This is a genomic window from Lentisalinibacter orientalis (assembly GCF_040706535.1).
Classification (GTDB): Bacteria; Pseudomonadota; Gammaproteobacteria; order Steroidobacterales; family Woeseiaceae; genus Lentisalinibacter; species Lentisalinibacter orientalis.
Genome location: NZ_JAPDRJ010000005.1, coordinates 1 through 19,925 on the forward strand (window position 1 = coordinate 1; position 19,925 = coordinate 19,925).

Sequence of the window (19,925 nt, forward strand, 5' to 3'; positions counted from 1 at the left end):
CGGAGTAGCTGAAGCCGGGGGGCTGGCGATAACCGGAGTCGAGCTGCACGGTCATCGTGCAGGAACCGATCTCCGGGTCCAGGCTCAGCATCTTGTAACGGTAGCCGCTGCCGAAGCCCGGGAGCGGCATGTTCTTGAAATGGACGTCGCGGTCGCAGAACGGTTCGATATGCGGTCTGGTCATGGCGCTCTCCCGGCTCAGTAGACGACTTTGTGCTTGCGGTCCGGCTTGACCGGCAGGTCGTGCTCGGGGATCTTCATGCGCTGATCGCCGTCCACGTTGAAGCCGTACTCCTGTATGCGCTGGAAGAATTCCTCGTACCACTGGTCCCGCGTGGGATCGAGGGCTTCCATCTCCGCGACGATTTTTCGGTAGCGTTCGTCCTGTTCCGCCACTTCTTCTTCGAGCCACTCACGAACTTCCTTCGGCAGTTCGCGCTCGATGCGAGTGTTCCTGAATGTCATGACTACTCCGGATCGCTCAGTGATTCGCAGCGGCCGCCGCGGGCCGGGCACAGCATGCCGGACCGGCGCCGGGCTCCCTGCCCCCAGGTCTCCTTTTACCAGCCTCTGACGGGTCTTGTCACAGGCCGAGGCCGATGATGGCTGCGCCGCACAATCCGATGGCGCCGCCCGAGACGGCATGGGACCAATGGGTGAAGCGCCGCAGGCCGAGCTTCTCGCCGACGGTCTTCAGCCCCCACAGACCCACCAGCACCGCGCCCACCATGGTGATGAGCGTAGCGGCACCGAAGACGCCGGTGACCAGTACGAGCCCGGCATAATTCTGCTGCGCGGCGGGGTACATGAGCACGGGTATCAGCGCTTCGCAGGGGCCGAGCACGAAGACGATGAACAGCGCCAGCGGGGTGAGCGTCCTGCCGGCCTCCGCGTGCACGTGGGCGTGCTCACTCGCATGCCGATGCTCGTGCAGGTGCTGGGTGCCGTCCGCATGCGTGTGCCAGTGAGTGTGCGGCCGGTTGCGCCAGGCGTGGCGCACGCCCCAGATCATGTACAGCAGCCCGAAGACCACCAGCGCCCAGGCGGCCAGGTTGCCGCGCACGCCCTCCACCCATTCCAGCTGGGTCAGGGCGAGCCCCAGCGCGACGCCGACCAGGCCGATCAACACCGAGCCCATGACGTGGCCGAGGCCGCAGACCAGGGTAATCAGGCTGGTGCGTCGCGCGGACCAGCCGCGCGCCCGCGAGAGCATCACGAAGGGCAGGTAATGATCGGGCCCGAGGATGGTGTGGAGGACGCCGATGGTGGCGGCGGTTGCGGCCAGTGCCGCGATCTCCGGTGTAAACCAGTCCATGATGATTCACCCCTCCCGGGCGATAGGAATCATTGTATGCCTAAGCTTCCGTCGTGTCTGCCAGTCTCGCGATCAGGCTCGAGGTGTCCCAGCGCCGCCCGCCCATGGCCTCGACCTCGGCGTAGAACTGATCCACCAGGGCGGCCACCGGCAGCGAGGCGCCATTTCGGCGGGCCTCGTCCAGCGCGATGCCGAGATCCTTGCGCATCCACTCGACCGCGAAGCCGAAATCGAACTCGCCGTCCAGCATCGTCTCGTGACGGTTGTCCATCTGCCAGGACTGGGCGGCGCCCTGGCTGATGGCCTCCACCACGGCGCGGCCGTCCAGGCCGGCGCGGCGGGCGAAATCCAGCCCCTCCGCCAGGCCCTGCAGCAGCCCGGCGATGCAGATCTGGTTGACCATCTTCGTGAGCTGGCCGGACCCGGCGGGACCCATCAGCCGACAGCGCCGCGCGTAGATGTCGATCACCGGCTCCGCCCGCTCGTAGACGGCCGGCTCCCCGCCCGCCATGACCGTCAGCGTGCCGTGCTCGGCCCCGGCCTGACCGCCGGAGACCGGCGCATCGAGGAACGCGGCACCCGCATCGGCCGCCGCCGCGGCCAGTTCCAGGGCAAGCGCGGCGGACGCGGTGGTGTGGTCGATCAGGGTGCCGCCGCCGCCCAATCCGGCCAGTACGCCGTCATCGCCCAGTACCACGGCGCGGACGTCGTCGTCGTTGCCGACGCAGGTGAAGGCTATCTCGGTGCCCCGGGCGGCCTCGGCCGGCGTCGCAGCCGAGCGGCCGGTGTGTGTCTCGCACCAGCGGCGGGCCTTGTCGGCCGTGCGGTTGTAGACGGTGACGTCGTGACCCGCCCGCGACAGATGGCCGGCCATGGGGAAGCCCATGACGCCCAATCCAATGAAAGCGATTCTCATCGCGGCCCGCCCCGGCAGTGAGACACGGCCTCACACTACTTGCGGACACTACCGCCAGCAATCGTGGACTTGCCGGACGGGACACGAGGCCCTAATGTCGGGACCTGCAACCGGATCAGGCAGTGGGGGACATAATGAAGAGATTCCTGATCGCCGTCGTCGTCGTGATGGCCGCCGCGCTGGGCCTGCTGTTCGCGGCGGGCAAGGGCTGGCTCGGCGAACACGAGGGGCCGGGCATCATCACCGACCAGCGCGTGCCGCCGGAGGCCGTCGAGGAACGCATCGCACGCCAGGCCGAGGCCATGGAGTCCGCCGGCGCCCCGACCGACAAGCAGATCCTGTTCGGCGACCTGCACGTGCACACCACGCTCTCCTTCGACGCCTTCCTGAGCAGTCTGCCCCTGATGAACGGCGAGGGAACCAAGCCGCTCGCCGACGCCTGCGACTTCGCCCGCTACTGCTCGGCGCTGGACTTCTGGTCCATCAACGATCACGCAGAGGCCTCCACCCCGCGGCGCTGGCAGGAGACGGTCGAATCCATCCGCCAGTGCAACGCGGTCGCCGGCAGCGGACCGGCGCCCGACACGGTGTCGTTCCTCGGCTGGGAATGGACCCAGGTGGGCAGCACGCCGGACAACCATTACGGCCACAAGAACGTGATCCTCCGCGACCTCGAGGACGACAGGATTCCGCCCCGGCCGATCAACTCCGGCGGCGTCGCCCGCGAGGCACTGGGCGGCATCTCGGTGACGGCCCGCGCCTACCTCATTGCCCTGGAGCCCTCCAAGCGCATGCTTGACTTCGCCCGCTACGTCGAGGAGCTGCGCAGCGCCGACGACTGCCCCATGGACGTGCCCACCACGGAGCTGCCGGCCGACTGCCGGGAGAGCGCCGAGACCCCGGCGGAGCTGTTCGAGCGGCTGCGCGCCCAGGGCCACGAAGCCATGGTCATCCCCCACGGCACCACCTGGGGCTTCTATACACCCGCAGGCTCCGACTGGGACAAGCAGCTCGAAGGCGACATGCACGACCCGGAGCTGCAGTCGCTGATCGAGGTCTTCTCCGGCCACGGCAATTCCGAGGAATACCGGCCCTGGCGGGCGATCCGTTTCGACGACCAGGGCAGGCCGTACTGCCCGGAACCGGTGGAAGGTTATCTGCCCTCATGCTGGCGGGCCGGCCAGATCATCGAGTCCCGCTGCCTGGAGGCCGGCGAGAGCGCGGAGCTCTGCGAGGAGCGCGCGGCCATGGCCCGCCAGGACTACGTGAATACGGGCATCGGCGGTCACCTCGTGGTGGGCGGCGAGACCGGCGCCGACTGGCTGGATGCCGGCCAGTGCACCGACTGCTACCTGCCCTCGTTCAACTACCGTCCCGGCGGCGCCGTGCAGTACATCATGGCGCTGACCAACTTCGACGACCCGGAGGCGCCGCGCCGGTTCCGTTTCGGCTTCATGGCCTCCAGTGACAACCACCGTGCCCGGCCGGGCACCGGCTACAAGGAGTTCTTCCGCGCGGGTATGGCGGACCCCACCGGCGGGCGCGACGAGCAGGTGCGTTCGATATTCGGCCCGCCGGCCGGCGAACCCCTGCCCTATTCCCGGGCCGTCGACTTCGAGGGGCGCTTCGAGGTGCCGGACAACCTGCTCGAGACGGACTCGCCGGTGCAGACGGTGGACCTGCAGCCGTTCCGGCTGGCGGAATCCGAGCGCCAGGCGTCGTTCTTCATGACCGGCGGCCTCATCGCCGCCCACGCCGGCGGCCGGGACCGCAACGCGATCTGGGACGCCATGGAGCGCCGGGAGGTCTACGGCACCAGCGGCGACCGCATCCTGCTCTGGTTCGACCTGCTGCAAGGCGACGGCAGCGAGCTGCCGATGGGTGCCGAGACCGAGATGACCGCGCCGCCGGTCTTCCGCGTGCGCGCCGTCGGCGCCTTCAAACAGAAGCCGGGCTGCCCCGACTTCGCCACCAACGCGCTCACGCCGGAGCGGCTGGAGGCCATGTGCCGCGGCGAGTGCTACAACCCCTCCGACGAGCGCAAGCTGATCACGCGCATAGAGATCGTGCGCATCCTGCCCCAGCAGGAACCCGGCGAGGCCGTGGAGCCGCTCATTCAGGATCCCTGGAAGGTGCACGAGTGCATCCCGGACCCCGCCGGCTGCACCGCCACGTTCACGGACGAAGAGTATCCGGGCATGGCACGGGACGCCCTGTACTACGCACGTGCTATAGAGTCGCCGAGCCCGGCGGTCAACGCCGGCGGCGTACGCTGCGAGTACGACGAGGACGGGCGCTGCATCGCGGTCAACCTGTGCTACGCGGACGACCGCACGCCGCCCGACGACGACTGCCTGGCCATGAACGAGGAACGGGCGTGGTCGTCGCCGATCTTCGTCGACTGGGGCGGCTGAGCGCCCGCCCCGCCCGCGGCGTAACCTGACCGTTTGTTGCCTGGACACCACAGCATTCTGCGCGGACCGGCTGCCGGTTGGCCCTTCCTCCACTCGTCGCGGCGACGCTACAAGCCTGCCCGTGGCCGCACGGGCTTCCGCGGCCGCGCCACGGCACGTGCGGTCGGTTACCGCTGAAATCTCCTAGAAACAATTCCTTGTGACGGGATTGTGACAGCGTTTCCAGCTCGTGCCGTCGAGCGCTCGCCGGCACGGCTGCGGGACCCTCCGGTATCGTGTAAACCCTTTATTGCGGCTGCATTTTCAGTGCGCTAGATTTGGCGCAGCCTGGTCCGGCGGCGCCGTGCGCGCCTGTGTGGGGGCCGGGCCTGTTCCGGAGCAATCAAACCTTCACATTCTTACCCTAGAATCCCGCGGCTCTACATAAACAGGGGCGCAAGAACCCCAAGATCGGAGACAGTAGTGATGCTAAATATCGACTCGCCTAGCAGGGTCCCATGGCTGTGGCGCAACATCGTCCGTGCCTGGGTCGCTGCCCTACTCATCGTCATGGTCCCTGTTGCGGGATTCGCACAAGAAACCACCTCGAACATCCGCGGCAAGGTCGTCGACGAGACCGGCGCGCCGGTCGCGGGTGAGGCCGTCACCATCGAGGACCTGCGCAGCGGCGTCTCGCGCACCCTGACCACCGACGCCAACGGCCTGTTCCTGGCCACCCGGCTCCTGCCCGGCGGCCCGTACGAGATCGCGGTCCGCGGCCAGTCCACCGAGGTGTCCAGCATCAGCCTCGGTGATACCTACTCACTCACGGTCGCGCTTCGGTCGGAAGCCGAGATGGAAGAGATCGTGGTGATGGGCCAGGCGCTGCAGTTCGTGGACGTCGCGTCGGGGCCGGCCGCCACCTTCAACGTGGCCGACCTGGAGAGTGCCGTGTCGTTCAGCCGTGACATCTCCGAGGTCTACGGCATCGATCCGCGCATCATGATCGACAACGACGAAGACGGCTTCGGCGTGAACTGCGCCGGCAAACACCCGCGCTTCAACAACATCACGCTGGACGGCATCAGCCAGACCGACCGCTTCGGCCTGAACGAGAACGGCTACGCGACGGCGACGGGCATGCCCTTCCCCTACGATTCCATCGAGCAGATCGCGGTCGAGCTCGCTCCCTTCGACGTGACCTACGGCGGCTTTTCCGCCTGTAACATCAACGCGGTCACCAAGTCGGGCACGAACGAGTGGCAGGTGGGCGCCTTCTACGAGTTCTCCAACAACGACCTGCGCGGCGACACCGTTGCGAATGATCCCAACGACTACAGCCGCCCGAGCTACGACAAGACCTACATGGGCTTCGATCTCGGCGGCCCGATCATCAAGGACAAGCTGTTCATCTTCGCCGCCTACGAGGAGTCCGAGGAGCCCCGCTTCCTGGCGCGCGGCTTCGCCGGTTCCGGTAACGGTGAAGAGCGTCCCTGGCTGAGCGAGACGGACTACAACCGCATCGTCGACATCGCCCAGAACGTCTACGGCTATGATCCGGGCGGCCAGCCGAGCGACGGCATCCAGGAGGCCGAGAAGTACATGGTGCGGCTCGACTGGAACATCAACGACCGCCACAACGCGGCCGTTATCTACAACTACTTCGACGGCTTCCAGGACCGCGATTCCGACGGCGACGACGACGAGTTCGAGTTCTCGAACCACTTCTACGTCAAGGGTGCGGAGTTCGAGACCTACACCGCCAAGCTGTGGTCCCAGTGGACGGACAACTTCTCCACCGAGATCTTCTACAGCGCCAGCGAGATGAACGACTCGCAGGTGACGGTGGGTCCGAAGGACTTCGCCGACATGCAGATCAGCATCGGCGGCCGTGACGGCACCGTCTATCTGGGTGCAGACGACTCCCGTCAGGCCAACCAGCTGAACACGGAGTCGAGCTATCTGCGTATCGCCGGTAACTATTTCATCGGCGACCACGTGATCACCGCCGGCTACGACCGGGAGGAACTGGAGATCTTCAACCTCTTCGTCCAGCACTCCAACGGCGGCGAGTACGACTTCTTCGACGATTCCGGCGACAACCCGGCGTTCTGCGCCGCGCTGACCGCCCAGGAGCGCTTCGACAACGCCGACTGCGACCTTTCCGGCATGGACCGATTCGAGCTGGGCCGCCCGAGCCGTATCTATTACGGCAGCGGCGGCGGCACCAATGTCGCGGCCGATGCGGGGGCGAACTTCAGCAACGTGCTCAACTCGCTGTACCTGCAGGACGAGATCTTCTTCGACGAATGGGGTCTGACGGTCACGGCCGGCCTGCGCTACGAGTGGTTCACCAGTGACGACCGTCCGCGCTTCAACCAGACCTTCTTCGAGGCCAACGGCATCCGCAACGACGCCAACATCGACGGTCTGGATCTGATCATGCCGCGTCTCGGTTTCAACTGGGAGGTGCGTAACGACCTGACCCTGCGCGGCGGTGTCGGCCTGTACTCCGGCGGCAACCCGAACGTCTGGATCTCCAACGCCTGGAGTAACGACGGCCTGACCAACGCCCAGTTCCAGCTGAATAACTTCGGCGGCGCGCTGAGCGTGATCCCGGGCTCTGACGGCTTCACGCCGCTGTCCGGCGAGGGACGGCCCGGCTTCGACGTACCCCAGTCGCTGGTGGACGACGTGCTGGCGGTCTCCGCGGCCGATGCCAACGACTCCTTCCTGGTCCTGATCGACCCCGAGTACGATCAGCCCAGCGAGTGGAAGTGGGCCTTCGGCGGTACCTGGGACACGCCCTGGTATGACATCCAGATGGACTTCGACTTCCTGCACACGCGGGGTAATGATCCGGCCTACTACGTGGATCTGTCGCAGAGTGTGGTCGGCCAGACGCGTGCCGGCACCCCGATCTACGACTACACCACCGGTCGGGACAACTTCATGCTGACGAACTCGGACGAGAACCCGATCAGCAATACCGTCTCCGTGGTGTTCCGCAAGGACTTCGACTGGGGTCTGGACGTGCTGTTCGGCTATGCCTGGACCGAGGCCGAGGACGTGAGTCCGATGACCTCCGCCGTGGCGGCGTCGAACTTCGACAACACCGCCCTGCTGGATATCAACAATCCCGAGGCGGCGAATTCGAACTACGTCGTGCCGCAGCGCTACACCCTGCGCCTGAACTACGCGAGGGCCTTCTTCGGCGACAACCTCACCGAGGTCACGCTGTACGGCTTCGTGAACAAGGGTCAGCCGCAGAGCTACGCGATGAACTCCGGCGACCTGGAAGGCGACGGCTTCTTCGGCCGCCACCTGCTCTACATCCCGGCGGGACCGGCGGATCCGAACGTGGTGTTCGGTCCGGACTTCGACCAGGAGGCGTTCTTCGCCTGGGTCGCCGACAAGGGCCTCGCCCCCGGCTTCACCGAGCGTAACGGCTACAACACGGGCTGGAGCACCCGCTTCGACCTGCGTGTCAGCCAGGACATCTCGCTGCCGGCCGGCTTCCGGGGTCGTGCGTATCTCAAGGTCTACAACCTCGGCAACCTGCTGAACGACGAGTGGGGCGAGATCGTGGACGCTCAGTTCTTCACTCCGGAGATCGTCGACGCCAGCGTGGACGCTCAGGGACGCTTCGTGTTCGAGGAGTTCAGCGACCGCTCCATCGAGCGGACCTACATCAACCGCAGCCTGTGGGAAGCCCGCATCGGCGTCGACATCAAGTTCGGCGGCGACTGATACCGGAGCGACTCACGCTCGACAACCGCAGCATCGCTGCAAACCGAAGGGCGGCCCACGGGCCGCCCTTCTTTTTTGCACGGTCATCTGGGCAGCCGGCGGCGCTTCCATTACCCTCGGGGACCGGGCAACGCAGGGACCGCATCGATCATGACGAAGACATCGGCTCACGGAGGAGCATCCCAGGCCAAGGGGCCACGCCATCGGGCGTTCGCCGCGGCCGCGGCATTCGGGCTGCTGCTCGCCGCCGGCGCGCAGGGCGCAACGGACGAGTCCGCCTTCGCCACCTGCCTGGAGCGCATCGGCGACCGCGCACGCCAGGCCGGCATCAGCGAGCCGGTCATCCGGGACGTGCTGGGCAAGGCACAGCCGCTGGAGCGCGTCATCGAACTGGACCGGGGTCAGCCCGAATTCACCCGCAGCTTCGCGGACTACTACGGCCGGCGGGTCACCGAAGAACGGGTGCGGCGGGGGCGCGAGATGCTGGAGCGCCACCGGGACACGCTGATGATGGCCCAGCGCCGCTACGGCGTGCCGGCACACTACCTTGTGGCTTTCTGGGGCCTGGAGACGAACTTCGGCAGCTACTACGGCAACATTCCCGTGCCGGACGCCCTGGCGACACTTGCCTGCGACGCTCGCCGCGGGCCGTTCTTCACGGAGGAACTGCTCGCCGCGCTGCGCATCGTCGACGCGGGGGATATCGAGCCCGAGCGCATGGTGGGCTCCTGGGCCGGCGCCATGGGCAACTTCCAGTTCCTGCCGTCGGTCTTCCTGCGCCACGCCATCGACGCCGACGGCGACGGCCGTCGCGATCTCTGGCACAGCACCGAAGACGCCATCCTGTCCGCGGGCAACTTCCTGCAGGCCCTCGGCTGGCAGCCCGAACTGCGCTGGGGCAGAGAGATACGCCTTCCGGAGGGCTTCGACTACTCCCTGGCCGGGCGCGACCAGCGCCGACCGCTGGCCGAATGGGTGGACATGGGGGTCACCGACGCCTGGGGCCGGCCCCTGCCCCGGCTGGACCTCCGCTCCGCCGTGCTGGTGCCCGCCGGCCACGAAGGGCCGGCGTTCGTCGTCTACGAGAACTTCGACGTCATCATGGGCTGGAACCGCTCGGAATCCTACGCGCTGGCAGTCGGCCGACTGGCCGACCGCATCGCCGGCGGCGGCCCGCTGGTGAGCGGCCTGCCCGAGGATGCCGGCCCGCTCCGGCGCGCAGACGTCGAAGGACTGCAGGTTGCGCTGGCCGCGCTGGGCTACGACCCCGGCAAGCCGGACGGCATCGTGGGCCCGGCCACCCGCCGCGCGGTCTCCGCGTACCAGCGCGACCGCGGCCTGGTAGCCGACGGCCACGTAGACGAGGACCTGATCACCACTTTGGGTGCCGGACCGAACTAATCCAACTTTTGCAACTTGTTGCCGCCGCCCCCGCGGCGACGGCGTCCAACCCCCGCCGAATCAGCTCAGGACGCCCCGCTCGCGCAGGGTGGCAATCTCGTCCTCCGCGAAGCCGAACTCCCCGAGTACGGCGTCGGTGTCCCGACCCGCCGGCGGCGGGCCGACCGGATCGCCCGGCGGCGTGCGGCTGAACCGGGGCGCCGGCGCATTCTGGGGCACGCCGTCCACCTCGACGACATTGCGCCTGGCCGCATTGTGCGGATGCGCCCCGACCTCGCCGAGCTCCAGCACCGGCGCGAAGCAGACGTCCGTGCCTTCCATGATCTCGCACCACTCGTCCCGGGTCTTCGTCCGGAATACCTCCGCCAGCCGCTCGCCCAGCCGATCCCACTGGGCTACCGCCTCCGCATCCGTCCGTCCGCTGAACACGCCCGGCCCGAAGGCCTCCGCATCCAGCCCCGCCTTCTCGATCAACAGCTGATAGAACCGGGGCTCAATCGAGCCGATGGCCACGTGCCGGCGGTCCTTCGTCTCGTAGGTATCATAGAAATGCGACGCGCCGGAGAGAAAGTGCGTGCCGGTGCCGCCGTCGAACAGCCCCATGGCCCGGAAGCCGAAGAACATGGCCATGAGCGACAGCGACCCGTCCACCATGGCGGCATCCACCACCTGGCCCTTGCCGCTCTTCTGCGCCTCCAGCAGCGCGCAGACCATCCCGAAAGCGAGCAGCATGCCCCCGCCGCCGAAATCGCCGACCAGGTTCAGCGGCGGCACCGGCTTCTCGCCCCGGCGGCCGATGGCGTGCAGCGCGCCGGACAGGGCGATGTAGTTGATGTCGTGCCCGGCGGCATGCGCCAGCGGTCCGTCCTGGCCCCAGCCGGTCATGCGCCCGTACACCAGCTTCGGGTTCGCAGCCAGGCATTCGTCGGGCCCGATCCCGAGCCGCTCGGCCACCCCCGGCCGGAACCCCTCGAACAGCGCATCCGCATCCCGCACCAGCCGCAGCACCACCGCAGCACCCTCCGGCGACTTCAGATCCAGCGCGATCGACCGGCGGCTGCGGGTGAGCGGGTCCGGCAGCGGCCGGGCGCCGCCCGGCGCGGACTTGCGCTCCACGCGGATCACCGCCGCCCCCATGTCGGCCAGCATCATGCCGCAGAACGGCCCCGGGCCGATGCCGGCGATCTCGATGATCTTCAGGCCCGCCAGCGGGCCGCCACGCCCCGACCCGCTCATCGCGGCTGCATGCGGATGGCGCCGTCGAGCCGGATCACCTCGCCGTTCAGGTAGGCGTTCTCGACGATGTGCCGGGCGAGCATGCCGAACTCCGCGGGCAGCCCGAGCCGTTTCGGGAACTGCACCATCTCGATCAGCGGCTGTTTCACCTTGTCGTCCAGCGCCTGCAGCAGCGGCGTGTTCATGATCCCGGGCGCGATGGTCATCACGCGGATGCCGAGCGGCGCGAGGTCGCGCGCCACCGGCAGCGTCAGGCCGCAGATGCCCGCCTTGCTGGAACTGTAGGCCGCCTGCCCGATCTGCCCGTCGTAGGCCGCCACCGACGCCGTGTTGATGATCACGCCCCGCTCGCCCGCCTCGCCTTCCGGCTCGTTGCGCGCCATCTGCTCGGCGGCGAGCCGCAGCACGTTGAAGGTGCCGACGAGATTCAGGTTCACCACCGAGGCGTAGCGCTCCAGCGCCAGCGGCCCGTCCCTGCCGAGCGTCTTGCCCGGCGGCCCGCCGCCCGCGCAGTTCACGCAGACGTGCAGGGCCCGGAAACGGTCCATGGTCTTCTCGAGCGCGCCCTGCACCGACACTTCGCTGGTGACGTCCGTCGCCACGTAGTCCGCCCGCTCACCCAGCTCGGCCGCCGCCTGCTTCGCGGCGTCTTCATTGATGTCCAGGATCATGACATTGGCGCCATGCTCCACGAGCTCCCGGCACGTGGCATTGCCCAGGCCCGACGCACCGCCCGTCACGATCGCCGTCTTGTTGGCGAGATCCATGCTCTTCCCCTCCTTAGCCAATCCCCAAAGCAAAGACGCCCGCCACGAGGGGCGGGCGTCCTGCCATCGTTATCGCACGGCGAGATCAGGCCGCGCTGGCCTTGGCCTTCGCCTCTTCCACCGACTTCGGCTTCCTCTGCCGCGGATCCAGGCCGATGGAGCGCGCGATGATCTCGCGCATGATCTCCGAAGACCCCGCGTAGATGCGCGAGATGCGCGCATTGGTATACATGCGCGAGATCACGTACTCGTCCATGTAGCCGGCGCCGCCGTGCAGCTGCACGCACTGGTCCATCACGCGGCCTTCCAGCTCGCTGGTGAACAGCTTGGCGCGGGCCGCCACCTCGGCGGTCAGCTTGCCCTCGTTGTGCTCCTCCACGCAGCGGTCGACGTACACCTGCGCTATGTCGAGTTCCATGCGCATGTCCGCCATGGCGAAACGCGAGTTCTGGAAATCGGCGATGCGCCGCCCGAAGGCCTTGCGCTCGGTGATGTAGTCCATGGTGATGTCGAAGGCCGCCTGGGCGGAAGCCAGATACCCGGCGGCGCCCAGCAGCCGCTCCTCGGCGAGGAACTGCATCAGATAGTAGAAGCCCTTCGTGGGCTCGCCCAGCACGTTCTCCTTCGGCACCTTCACGTTGTTGAAGAACAGCTCGGCGGTGTCCTGGGACTTCAGCCCCATCTTCTTCAGGTTGCGGCCGCGCTCGAAGCCCTCCATGTCCCGCTCGATCACGAACAGCCCGAGACCGTGGGTGGAATCCGGCACGGTGCGCGCCGCCACCACCACGAGGTCGGCGTTGATGCCGTTGGAGATGTACGTCTTGGAACCGTTCAGCAGCCAGTGGTCGCCCTTGTCCTCGGCCTTGGTGCGCATGCCGGCCACGTCGCTGCCGGCGCCCGGCTCGGTCATGGCAATGGCCAGGATGCTCTCGCCGCTCACGCACTTCGGCAGCCAGCGCTCCTTCTGCTCCTCGGTGCCCAGTTCGCCGATGTAGGGTCCGACGAGCCGGCTGTGGAGCGTGGCGAAGAAACCCGGATCGCCGTAGCGGGCCATCTCCTCGATGAAGATCTGCTCGTAGCGGAAATCCTTCATGCCGGCGCCGCCGTACTTCTCGTCGGCCCACATCAGCAGCAGGCCCTGCTCGCCGGCCTTCAGGAACGCCTCGCGGTCCACGATGCCCTGTTCCTGCCAGCGGTCCGAGTGGGGCTGGATCTCGTTCTTCAGGAAGGTGCGGACCGAATCCCTGAATATCTCGTGCTCTTCGTCGAACAGCTTTCTTTCCATGACTTGTACCTCGTTGATGCCGTCGGCCCGCTCAGCGGCCCTTGAATTCCGGTTCCCGTTTCTCGAAGAAGGCAGTGACCCCCTCGGTGTTGTCGTCGCTCAGGATGAGTGCGTCCTGCAGGCTCGCCTCCACGTCGAACGTGCTGCCCCAGGTGCCTGCCATGGCATGGCGCATGGCCCGCTTCGTTGCCGCCATGGACAGCGGCGCCCGCTTCGCCAGCGAGGCCGCCCACGCGGCGGTGGCCTCGCGGAGCTCGTCCGCCGGCACCACCTTGTTGACCAGACCCCACTCGAGACACTGCTCCGCCGGTATGCGCTCGGCCTCCACACAGGCCTGGAACGCCCGCTTGTAGCCGACCTGCTTTGCCAGCAGCCAGGTGGCCCCGCCGTCCGGCACCAGGGCGATGTTGGCGAACGGCGCCAGCAGGAAGGCCTTGTCGGACATGATGGCGAGATCGCACATCAGCGCGAAGGACAGGCCGATGCCCGCCGCCGCGCCGTTGATGCTGGCGATCACCGGCTTCTCGCAGCGGCCGATGATCTCGAGCACCGGGCGGTACTCGCGCTGCAGTTGCTCCTCGATGCGCTGGTTACCCGTCTCCCGGGCGCTCATCGCGTCCTTGAGGTCCGCGCCGGCCGAGAAGCCCCGGCCCACGCCGGTGAAGACGATGACCCGGATCTGCGGGTCGTCCACCGCCCTGCCGAACGCCGCCAGCAGGTCCAGGCGGAGCTGCCGGTTGAAGGCGTTCATGACCTCGTCGCGGTCGATGGAGATGGTCGCGACCGCTCCGTCGGCCGCGTAATCCACCGTCTCCCAGTCGCTCACCGCGGCGGCCCCTCAGGCGGCCGAGCGCGTCTCGGACGCGCCGCCGCGGGGATAGAAGGTCTCGCCTTTCTCCGCCTTCTCACGGAGCATGTCCGGCACCTTGAAGCGCTCGCCGTAGGCTTCCGCCATGCGGTCGCATTCGGCCACGAACTCCTTCAGGCCCACCGTCTCGATGAGCGAGATCGTGCCGCCCGTGTACGGCGGGAAACCCCAGCCGAAGATGGAGCCGACGTCGGCGTCCGCCGGGTCGGTGACCACGCCCTCGTCCATGCAGCGCACGGTGTCCAGCGCCTGGATATACAGCAGGCGCTTCTTCACCTCTTCCACGCTGGGCTGTTCGTCGGCCACCGGGAAATGCTCGGCGAGACCCGGCCAGAGGTGCTTCCTGCCGCCCTCGGGGTAGTCATAGAAGCCCTTGCCGAAGCGCTTGCCGCGGCGGTCGAGGTCCTCGACGAACTTGCGCACCGCCTCGTCGGCGGGTGTGCCCACGTAATCGTCGCCCAGGTCTTCCCGGGTCTGCTTGCCGACGTGGTAGGCGAGCTCCAGCGACACCTCGTCGGTGACCGCCAGCGGGCCCACCGGCATGCCGGCCTGCCTGGCGACGTTCTCGATCAGCGCCGGATTCACCCCCTCGGCCAGCATGGACATGCCCTCGCGGGTGAAGGTGCCGAACACGCGGCTGGTGTAGAAGCCGCGGCTGTCGTTGACCACGATCGGCGTCTTTTTGATCTGCTGGATGTAGTCCAGCGACCGGGCGATGGCCTCGTCGCCGGTCTTCTCGCCCACGATCACCTCCACCAGCGGCATCTTGTCCACCGGCGAGAAGAAGTGGATGCCGATGAACTGCTCCGGCCGCTTCGAAGCCTCGGCGAGACCGGTGATCGGCAGCGTCGAGGTGTTGGAGGCGAAGATGGCGTTCTCCGGGATTACCGCTTCGGTCTTCGCCGTGACGTCGGCCTTGATCTTGCGGTCCTCGAATACGGCCTCGATGATCAGGTCGCAACCTTCCAGGTCCGCGTAGTCGTCCGTCGTCTTTATCAGCTCCAGCAGGTCCGCGGCCTTGTCCGAGTCCATCCGGCCCCGCTCGATGCGCTTCTGCAGGAGTTCGCGCGAGTAGTCCTTGCCCTTCTCGGCCTTGTCCTTCGTCGTGTCGAGGAGGACGACTTCCATGCCCGCCTTCGCGGAGACGAACGCGATGCCCGCGCCCATCATGCCGGCGCCGAGCACGCCCAGCTTCTTCACCTGGCTCTTGTCGACGCCCTTGGGCCGGCGCACCAGCTTGTCAGCCGCGCCCTTGTTGATGAACAGGGTGCGGGTCATGTTCCGCGCCACCGGGTCGCGCAGCAGCGAGACGAAGTATTTCGACTCGATGTCGAGACCCTGGTCGATCGGGAGCACCGTGCCCTCGTAGACGCAGGACATGATGGCGATCGGCGCCGGGTAATTGTGGTTGGTGTTCTTCTGCAGCAGCGCGGACCCGACCATCAGTGTCTGGATGGCCTTCGGATTCATCAGGCCGGTGCCGCCGGGCACCTTGAAGCCCTTCTTGTCCCAGGGCTGCTCCGGATCGCCCACGTCCCTGATCCACTGCTTCGCGGCTTCCACTTCCTTGCCGGGCTCCACCACCTCGTTGACAATGCCGAGCGAGCCCGCCTTCTCCGGCTTCACGTGGGTACCCTGCAGCATCAGCGGCAGGGACGCCTCCAGGCCGATCAGGCGCGGCAGGCGCTGGGTGCCGCCGCCGCCGGGCAGCAGGCCCACCTGCACCTCGGGCAGTCCGAGCACGGCCTTCGGGTTGTTCGCCGCCACGCGATAGTGGGTGGCGAGGCAGATCTCGAGGCCGCCGCCGAGCGCCGTGCCGTTGATGGCCGCCGCGAACGGCTTGCCGCAGGTCTCCATGGTGCGCAGCGTCTGCTGCAGCCCGCGGCTGTTGGCATACATCTCCTCGACGCTGGCGCCGCTGTCGAAAGCGTTCACCAGCGACTTGAGGTCCGCGCCGGCCAGGAAGGAATCCTTGCCGGAGGTGATGACGGCACCCTTGATGGCGTCGTCGGAGGCCACCTTCTCGATGCTCTCCTTCAGCTCGGCCATGAACTCGGGGGTCAGCACGTTCATCGGCCGGTCCTTGACGTCGATGGTGATCGTCGCGATGCCGTCGCCGTCTACCTGGAAATCAATCGTGTTCATCGTGCTCATACCCTCTCGATAATCGTGGCTGTGCCCATGCCTGCGCCAACGCACAGGTTCACGAGCGCGGTGTTCAGGTCGCGGCGTTCGAGTTCGTCGAGCACCGTGCCGAGGATCATCGTGCCGGTGGCGCCCAACGGATGACCCATGGCGATGGCGCCGCCGTTCACGTTGATCTTGTCGTGCTCGATGCCGAGGCGCTGCATGAACAGCAGCACCACCGAGGCAAAGGCCTCGTTCAGCTCGAAGAGATCGATGTCTTTCGTGTCCATGCCGCAGCGCTTCAGCACCTTCTCGGCGGACGGCGCCGGGCCGGTCAGCATGATGGTGGGCTCGGTGCCGATGGAGGCGAAGCCGCGGATGCGCGCGCGGGGCTTCAGACCCAGCGCCTCGCCCATCTCCTTCGTGCCCACCAGCACGGCGGCGGCGCCGTCGACGATGCCGCTGGAGTTACCACCCGTGTGCACGTGGTTGATGGCCTCGACTTCCGGATAACGCTGCAGCGCCACCGCGTCGAAACCCGCCTGCTCGCCGGGGATGACGAAGGCCGGCTTCAGCTCGCCCAGCCCCTCGACGGTGGTGTCGGGCCGCACGTGCTCGTCCCGGTCCAGCAGGGTCATGCCCAGCGTGTCCTTGATGGGCACGATGGAGTTCCTGAAATAGCCCTTCTCCCAGGCGTTGGCCGCCCGCTTCTGGCTCTCGGCCGCGTAGGCGTCCACGTCGGCACGGGAAAACCCGTACTTGGTGGCGATCAGGTCGGCACCGATGCCCTGGGGCACGAAATACGTCTTGTAGGCCACCTGGGGATCGGCCGCCATGGCGCCGGAGTCGGAGCCCATCGGTACCCGGGACATGCTCTCCAGGCCGCCGCCGATGGCCAGATCGGCCTGGCCGGCCATGACCTGGGAGGCCGCGGTGTTCACGGCATCCAGGCCCGAGGCGCAGAAGCGGTTCAGCTGCTTGCCGGGCACGTTCTCGGCGTAGTCGGCGTTCAGCGCCGCCACCCGGGCCACGTTGGAGCCCTGCTCGCCCACCGGCGCGACGCAGCCGATGACCACGTCGTCGAGCTTGCTCGTGTCCAGTTCGTTGCGGTCCCGGATGGACTCGAGCACCTGGGTCAGCAGTTCGATCGGCGTCACCGGGTGCAGCGAGCCGCTGGACTTGCCGCGACCGCGGGGGCTGCGGACATGATCGAAGATGTATGCGTCTGCCATTTGCGTGATTCCTGTTGCTGGATTGATGGGGATGCCCCGTTCAGGGGGTAAGAGAGTTGCGTATCTGGTTCTTGAAATCGTCGTTCACCTTCTGCCAGTCGATCGCGCCGGGGCTGATCAGCCACAGATAGGTCATGCCGGAGATGTAGGCCACGTAACGGGCGCCCTCGCTCTGCGGGTCGGCATCGGACCGCACGGTGCCGTGCTCGATGCCGCGACGCACCCAGCCGGCGACGTCCTCGCGCTGGCGCTCGTAGCTCTCGTCGGCGATCTGGCGGAACTCGGAGCGGGGACTGGCGGCCTCGCACAGCAGGATGTGCAGCACCCGGATCTCGTCGGGCCACTTCTCGATGAAGCGGCGGTAGGCCTCGGCGGCCGAGCACATCGCCTCGATACCCACCTGGCCGTCCACGGCGCGGTCGAGGTGACTCATCCAGTGTCTCAGGACGGATTTGCCGACCGCCTGGAACAGGCCCGCCTTGGTGCCGAAGCGGTAGGAGGCGAGCCCGCGGCTGTAGCCGGCGCGTTCGCCGATCAACTGCAGCGTGGTCTTCTCGGTGCCCCGCTCGAGGATGAGCGCTTTCGCCGCCTCGATCATCGCGGCATCGGACTGCGCGGAGCGCTCCGCCTGGGTGCGGGGCGCGGCGTCGTGCTCGATGTCGCCGGGGTTTACGGACAAAAGAAAAACCTTATTGGCAATGCGGCCAGAATTTACTTGTTGTCAACAAGCAAGCGAGTATACTCGCACCATGGCAAGCTAACAAGCAGGGCCACAAGTCGGGAAACGGGGGTCTCCATCCATGAGCGCAGAAGCCTCACAGATACATCATCGGGCGCAGGAGAAGGCGCCGGCCACCAACGATCTCGGTCATATTCCCGGGGAAGACGGGCTGCCCTGGGTCGGCCACGGATTCGAGCTGCTGAAGGACGCGCGCGCACTCTCACGGCGCATGCGCGAGACCTACGGGCCGGTCTATCGCACAAGAATGGCGGGGCAGTCCAGCGTCGCGCTGGCCGGCGCCGACGCGCTGGAGAAGGTCCTGCTGAACCGGGACAAGAACTTCTCGAGCGAACTCGGCTGGGATCATACGCTCGGGCGGCTTTTCACCCGCGGCCTCATGCTCATGGACTTCGACGAGCACCGCTACCACCGCCGCATCATGAACGCCGCGTTCAAGCGCGAGGCGCTCGAGCACTACATGGACAGCATGAACACGGTGGTGACCGAGGGCATCAAGCCGTGGGCGAGCGAGCGCGACTTCCGCTTCTACCCCGCCATCAAACAGCTGACCCTGGACAACGCCGCGGTGGCCTTCCTCGGGCTCGAGCTCGGCCCGGAGGCCGATCGGCTGAACAAGGCCTTCGTCGACACCGTGGCGGCGAGCCTCGCCATCATCCGCGTTCCCGTGCCCGGCCTCAGCTTCTGGAAAGGCCTGAAAGGCCGCGAACTCCTCGCCGATTTCTTCGCACGGCTGATACCGGAGCGCCGCGGTACGGACGGCAAGGACATGTTCACGCGGCTCTGCAACGCCACCACCGACGATGGCCAGTCCTTCACCGACCAGGACATCATCGACCACATGATCTTCCTGATGATGGCGGCCCACGACACGCTGACCAGCACGCTCACCACCAGCGCCTACGCCCTCGCCGCCCATCCCGAGTGGCAGGAGCGGCTGCGCGCGGAGGCCCGCAGCGTCGGCGAGGGGCCGGTGCAATACGACGACCTGGACAAGCTCGAGCAGACCGACTGGCTCTTCAGCGAAGCCATGCGTATGTGGGGCCCGGTACCCTACATCCCGCGCCGCACGCTGAAGGAGTTCGAGTGGGAGGGCTACCGGATACCGGCCAACAGCCAGGTCACCGTGTCGCCGGACGCAGCCCATCGCGACCCGAACATCTGGAGCGAGCCGGAGAAATTCGACCCCGAGCGCTTCAGCCCGGAACGCGCCGAACACAAGCGCCATGCGTTTGCCTATGCGCCCTACGGCGGCGGCGTGCACAAGTGTCTCGGCATGCACTTCGCGGCCATCCTGGCCAAGGTCTTCCTGCATCGCTTCGTGCTGACCTACGATTGCAGCGTGCCGGACGGTTACGAATACCGGGTGCAGCAGGTGCCGATCCCGAAGCCGAAGGACGGGCTGAAGCTGCAGCTGACGCCTGTCGCCTCCTGAGCGCTCGCTGGACAGCACGAATACCGCAAAGCACTCGACAAAGGAGCAGAGATGTTCACACACGTGATGGTCGGCGCGAGCGACCTCGAACGATCGAAGCAGTTCTATGACGCCGTGCTCGGCGCGCTGGGTGTCCGCGAGCCGATCCGCGACAAGGACCGCTATTTCTACCGCGCGCGGGGCGCGACCTTCGGCATCACCAAACCCATCAACGGCGAACCGCCGACCAGCGCCAACGGCGGCACGATAGGCTTTGCGGCAGAAAGCCCCGAGCAGGTGGACGCCTTCCACGCCGCGGGGATAGCGAACGGCGGCACGGCCATCGAGGATCCGCCGGGTCCGCGGCCGAGCGGCATGGGCGATCTGTACCTTGCCTACCTGCGCGACCCCGACGGCAACAAGATCTGCGCGCTGCACCTGTCGCGGTAGGTTTCCGGCGGGCCTCCTCCGCAGAAAAGAAA

At 67.1% G+C, this 19,925-nt stretch carries 16 protein-coding genes; 5 read left to right on the forward strand and 11 right to left on the reverse strand.

Annotation, left to right across the window (positions count from 1 at the left end; all coding sequences use genetic code 11):
- The 4 genes from ACJMK0_RS15770 to ACJMK0_RS15785 all read right to left on the reverse strand — a co-directional run.
- Positions 1-184 (reverse strand): hypothetical protein (locus ACJMK0_RS15770; protein WP_405239701.1); only part of this gene is annotated, 184 nt, incomplete at its 3' end.
- Between the two features lie 14 nt (positions 185-198).
- The gene (locus tag ACJMK0_RS15775) at positions 199-465 is read right to left on the reverse strand and encodes a hypothetical protein (protein WP_405239703.1); all 267 of its coding nucleotides are present in this window, start codon (positions 463-465) and stop codon (positions 199-201) included.
- A gap of 118 nt (positions 466-583) precedes the next feature.
- Positions 584-1,315 carry an urease accessory protein UreH domain-containing protein gene (locus ACJMK0_RS15780; protein WP_405239705.1) on the reverse strand — a complete coding sequence of 244 codons (732 nt, stop codon included), beginning with the start codon at positions 1,313-1,315 and terminating at the stop codon, positions 584-586.
- 40 nt (positions 1,316-1,355) lie between these two features.
- Complete coding sequence (locus ACJMK0_RS15785; protein WP_405239706.1) at positions 1,356-2,231, reverse strand: NAD(P)-dependent oxidoreductase; 876 nt, start codon at positions 2,229-2,231, stop codon at positions 1,356-1,358.
- Between the two features lie 134 nt (positions 2,232-2,365).
- On the opposite strand from ACJMK0_RS15785, the gene ACJMK0_RS15790 reads away from it, so the two are divergent.
- The 3 genes from ACJMK0_RS15790 (at position 2,366) to ACJMK0_RS15800 (ending at position 9,775) form a co-directional block, all read left to right on the forward strand.
- Entirely contained in the window at positions 2,366-4,645 is a 2,280-nt protein-coding gene (locus ACJMK0_RS15790) for a DUF3604 domain-containing protein (protein WP_405239708.1), read from the forward strand.
- Between the two features lie 465 nt (positions 4,646-5,110).
- Positions 5,111-8,374, forward strand: a complete 3,264-nt coding sequence (locus ACJMK0_RS15795; RefSeq protein ID WP_405239710.1) for a TonB-dependent receptor — start codon at positions 5,111-5,113, stop codon at positions 8,372-8,374.
- Positions 8,375-8,524: 150 nt separating this feature from the next.
- Complete coding sequence (locus tag ACJMK0_RS15800) at positions 8,525-9,775, forward strand: lytic murein transglycosylase (RefSeq protein ID WP_405239712.1); 1,251 nt, start codon at positions 8,525-8,527, stop codon at positions 9,773-9,775.
- Positions 9,776-9,835: 60 nt separating this feature from the next.
- Here ACJMK0_RS15800 and ACJMK0_RS15805 read toward each other — a convergent pair whose 3' ends face one another.
- The 7 genes from ACJMK0_RS15805 to ACJMK0_RS15835 all read right to left on the reverse strand — a co-directional run bounded on the left by ACJMK0_RS15805 (position 9,836) and on the right by ACJMK0_RS15835 (position 17,969).
- Positions 9,836-11,011, reverse strand: coding sequence for a CaiB/BaiF CoA transferase family protein (locus ACJMK0_RS15805; protein ID WP_405239714.1), 1,176 nt, complete (start codon positions 11,009-11,011; stop codon positions 9,836-9,838).
- The gene (locus ACJMK0_RS15810) at positions 11,008-11,778 is read right to left on the reverse strand and encodes an SDR family NAD(P)-dependent oxidoreductase (protein ID WP_405239716.1); all 771 of its coding nucleotides are present in this window, start codon (positions 11,776-11,778) and stop codon (positions 11,008-11,010) included. Before ACJMK0_RS15810 ends, ACJMK0_RS15805 begins: the two co-directional genes overlap by 4 nt.
- A gap of 85 nt (positions 11,779-11,863) precedes the next feature.
- The gene (locus ACJMK0_RS15815) at positions 11,864-13,063 is read right to left on the reverse strand and encodes an acyl-CoA dehydrogenase family protein (protein ID WP_405239717.1); all 1,200 of its coding nucleotides are present in this window, start codon (positions 13,061-13,063) and stop codon (positions 11,864-11,866) included.
- Between the two features lie 31 nt (positions 13,064-13,094).
- Positions 13,095-13,889, reverse strand: coding sequence for an enoyl-CoA hydratase/isomerase family protein (locus tag ACJMK0_RS15820; protein WP_405239719.1), 795 nt, complete (start codon positions 13,887-13,889; stop codon positions 13,095-13,097).
- A gap of 12 nt (positions 13,890-13,901) precedes the next feature.
- Complete coding sequence (locus ACJMK0_RS15825) at positions 13,902-16,076, reverse strand: 3-hydroxyacyl-CoA dehydrogenase NAD-binding domain-containing protein (RefSeq protein WP_405239721.1); 2,175 nt, start codon at positions 16,074-16,076, stop codon at positions 13,902-13,904.
- Positions 16,077-16,081: 5 nt separating this feature from the next.
- Complete coding sequence (locus tag ACJMK0_RS15830) at positions 16,082-17,290, reverse strand: acetyl-CoA C-acetyltransferase (RefSeq protein ID WP_405239723.1); 1,209 nt, start codon at positions 17,288-17,290, stop codon at positions 16,082-16,084.
- A 40-nt stretch (positions 17,291-17,330) separates the two neighbouring features.
- Positions 17,331-17,969: a TetR/AcrR family transcriptional regulator gene (locus ACJMK0_RS15835; protein WP_405239725.1), complete on the reverse strand. Its 639-nt coding sequence runs from the start codon at positions 17,967-17,969 to the stop codon at positions 17,331-17,333.
- 121 nt (positions 17,970-18,090) lie between these two features.
- On the opposite strand from ACJMK0_RS15835, the gene ACJMK0_RS15840 reads away from it, so the two are divergent.
- Both ACJMK0_RS15840 and ACJMK0_RS15845 read left to right on the forward strand, forming a co-directional pair.
- Positions 18,091-19,464, forward strand: a complete 1,374-nt coding sequence (locus tag ACJMK0_RS15840; RefSeq protein ID WP_405239727.1) for a cytochrome P450 — start codon at positions 18,091-18,093, stop codon at positions 19,462-19,464.
- A 51-nt stretch (positions 19,465-19,515) separates the two neighbouring features.
- The gene (locus tag ACJMK0_RS15845; protein WP_405239729.1) at positions 19,516-19,893 is read left to right on the forward strand and encodes a VOC family protein; all 378 of its coding nucleotides are present in this window, start codon (positions 19,516-19,518) and stop codon (positions 19,891-19,893) included.
- The last annotated feature ends 32 nt before the right edge of the window (positions 19,894-19,925 follow it).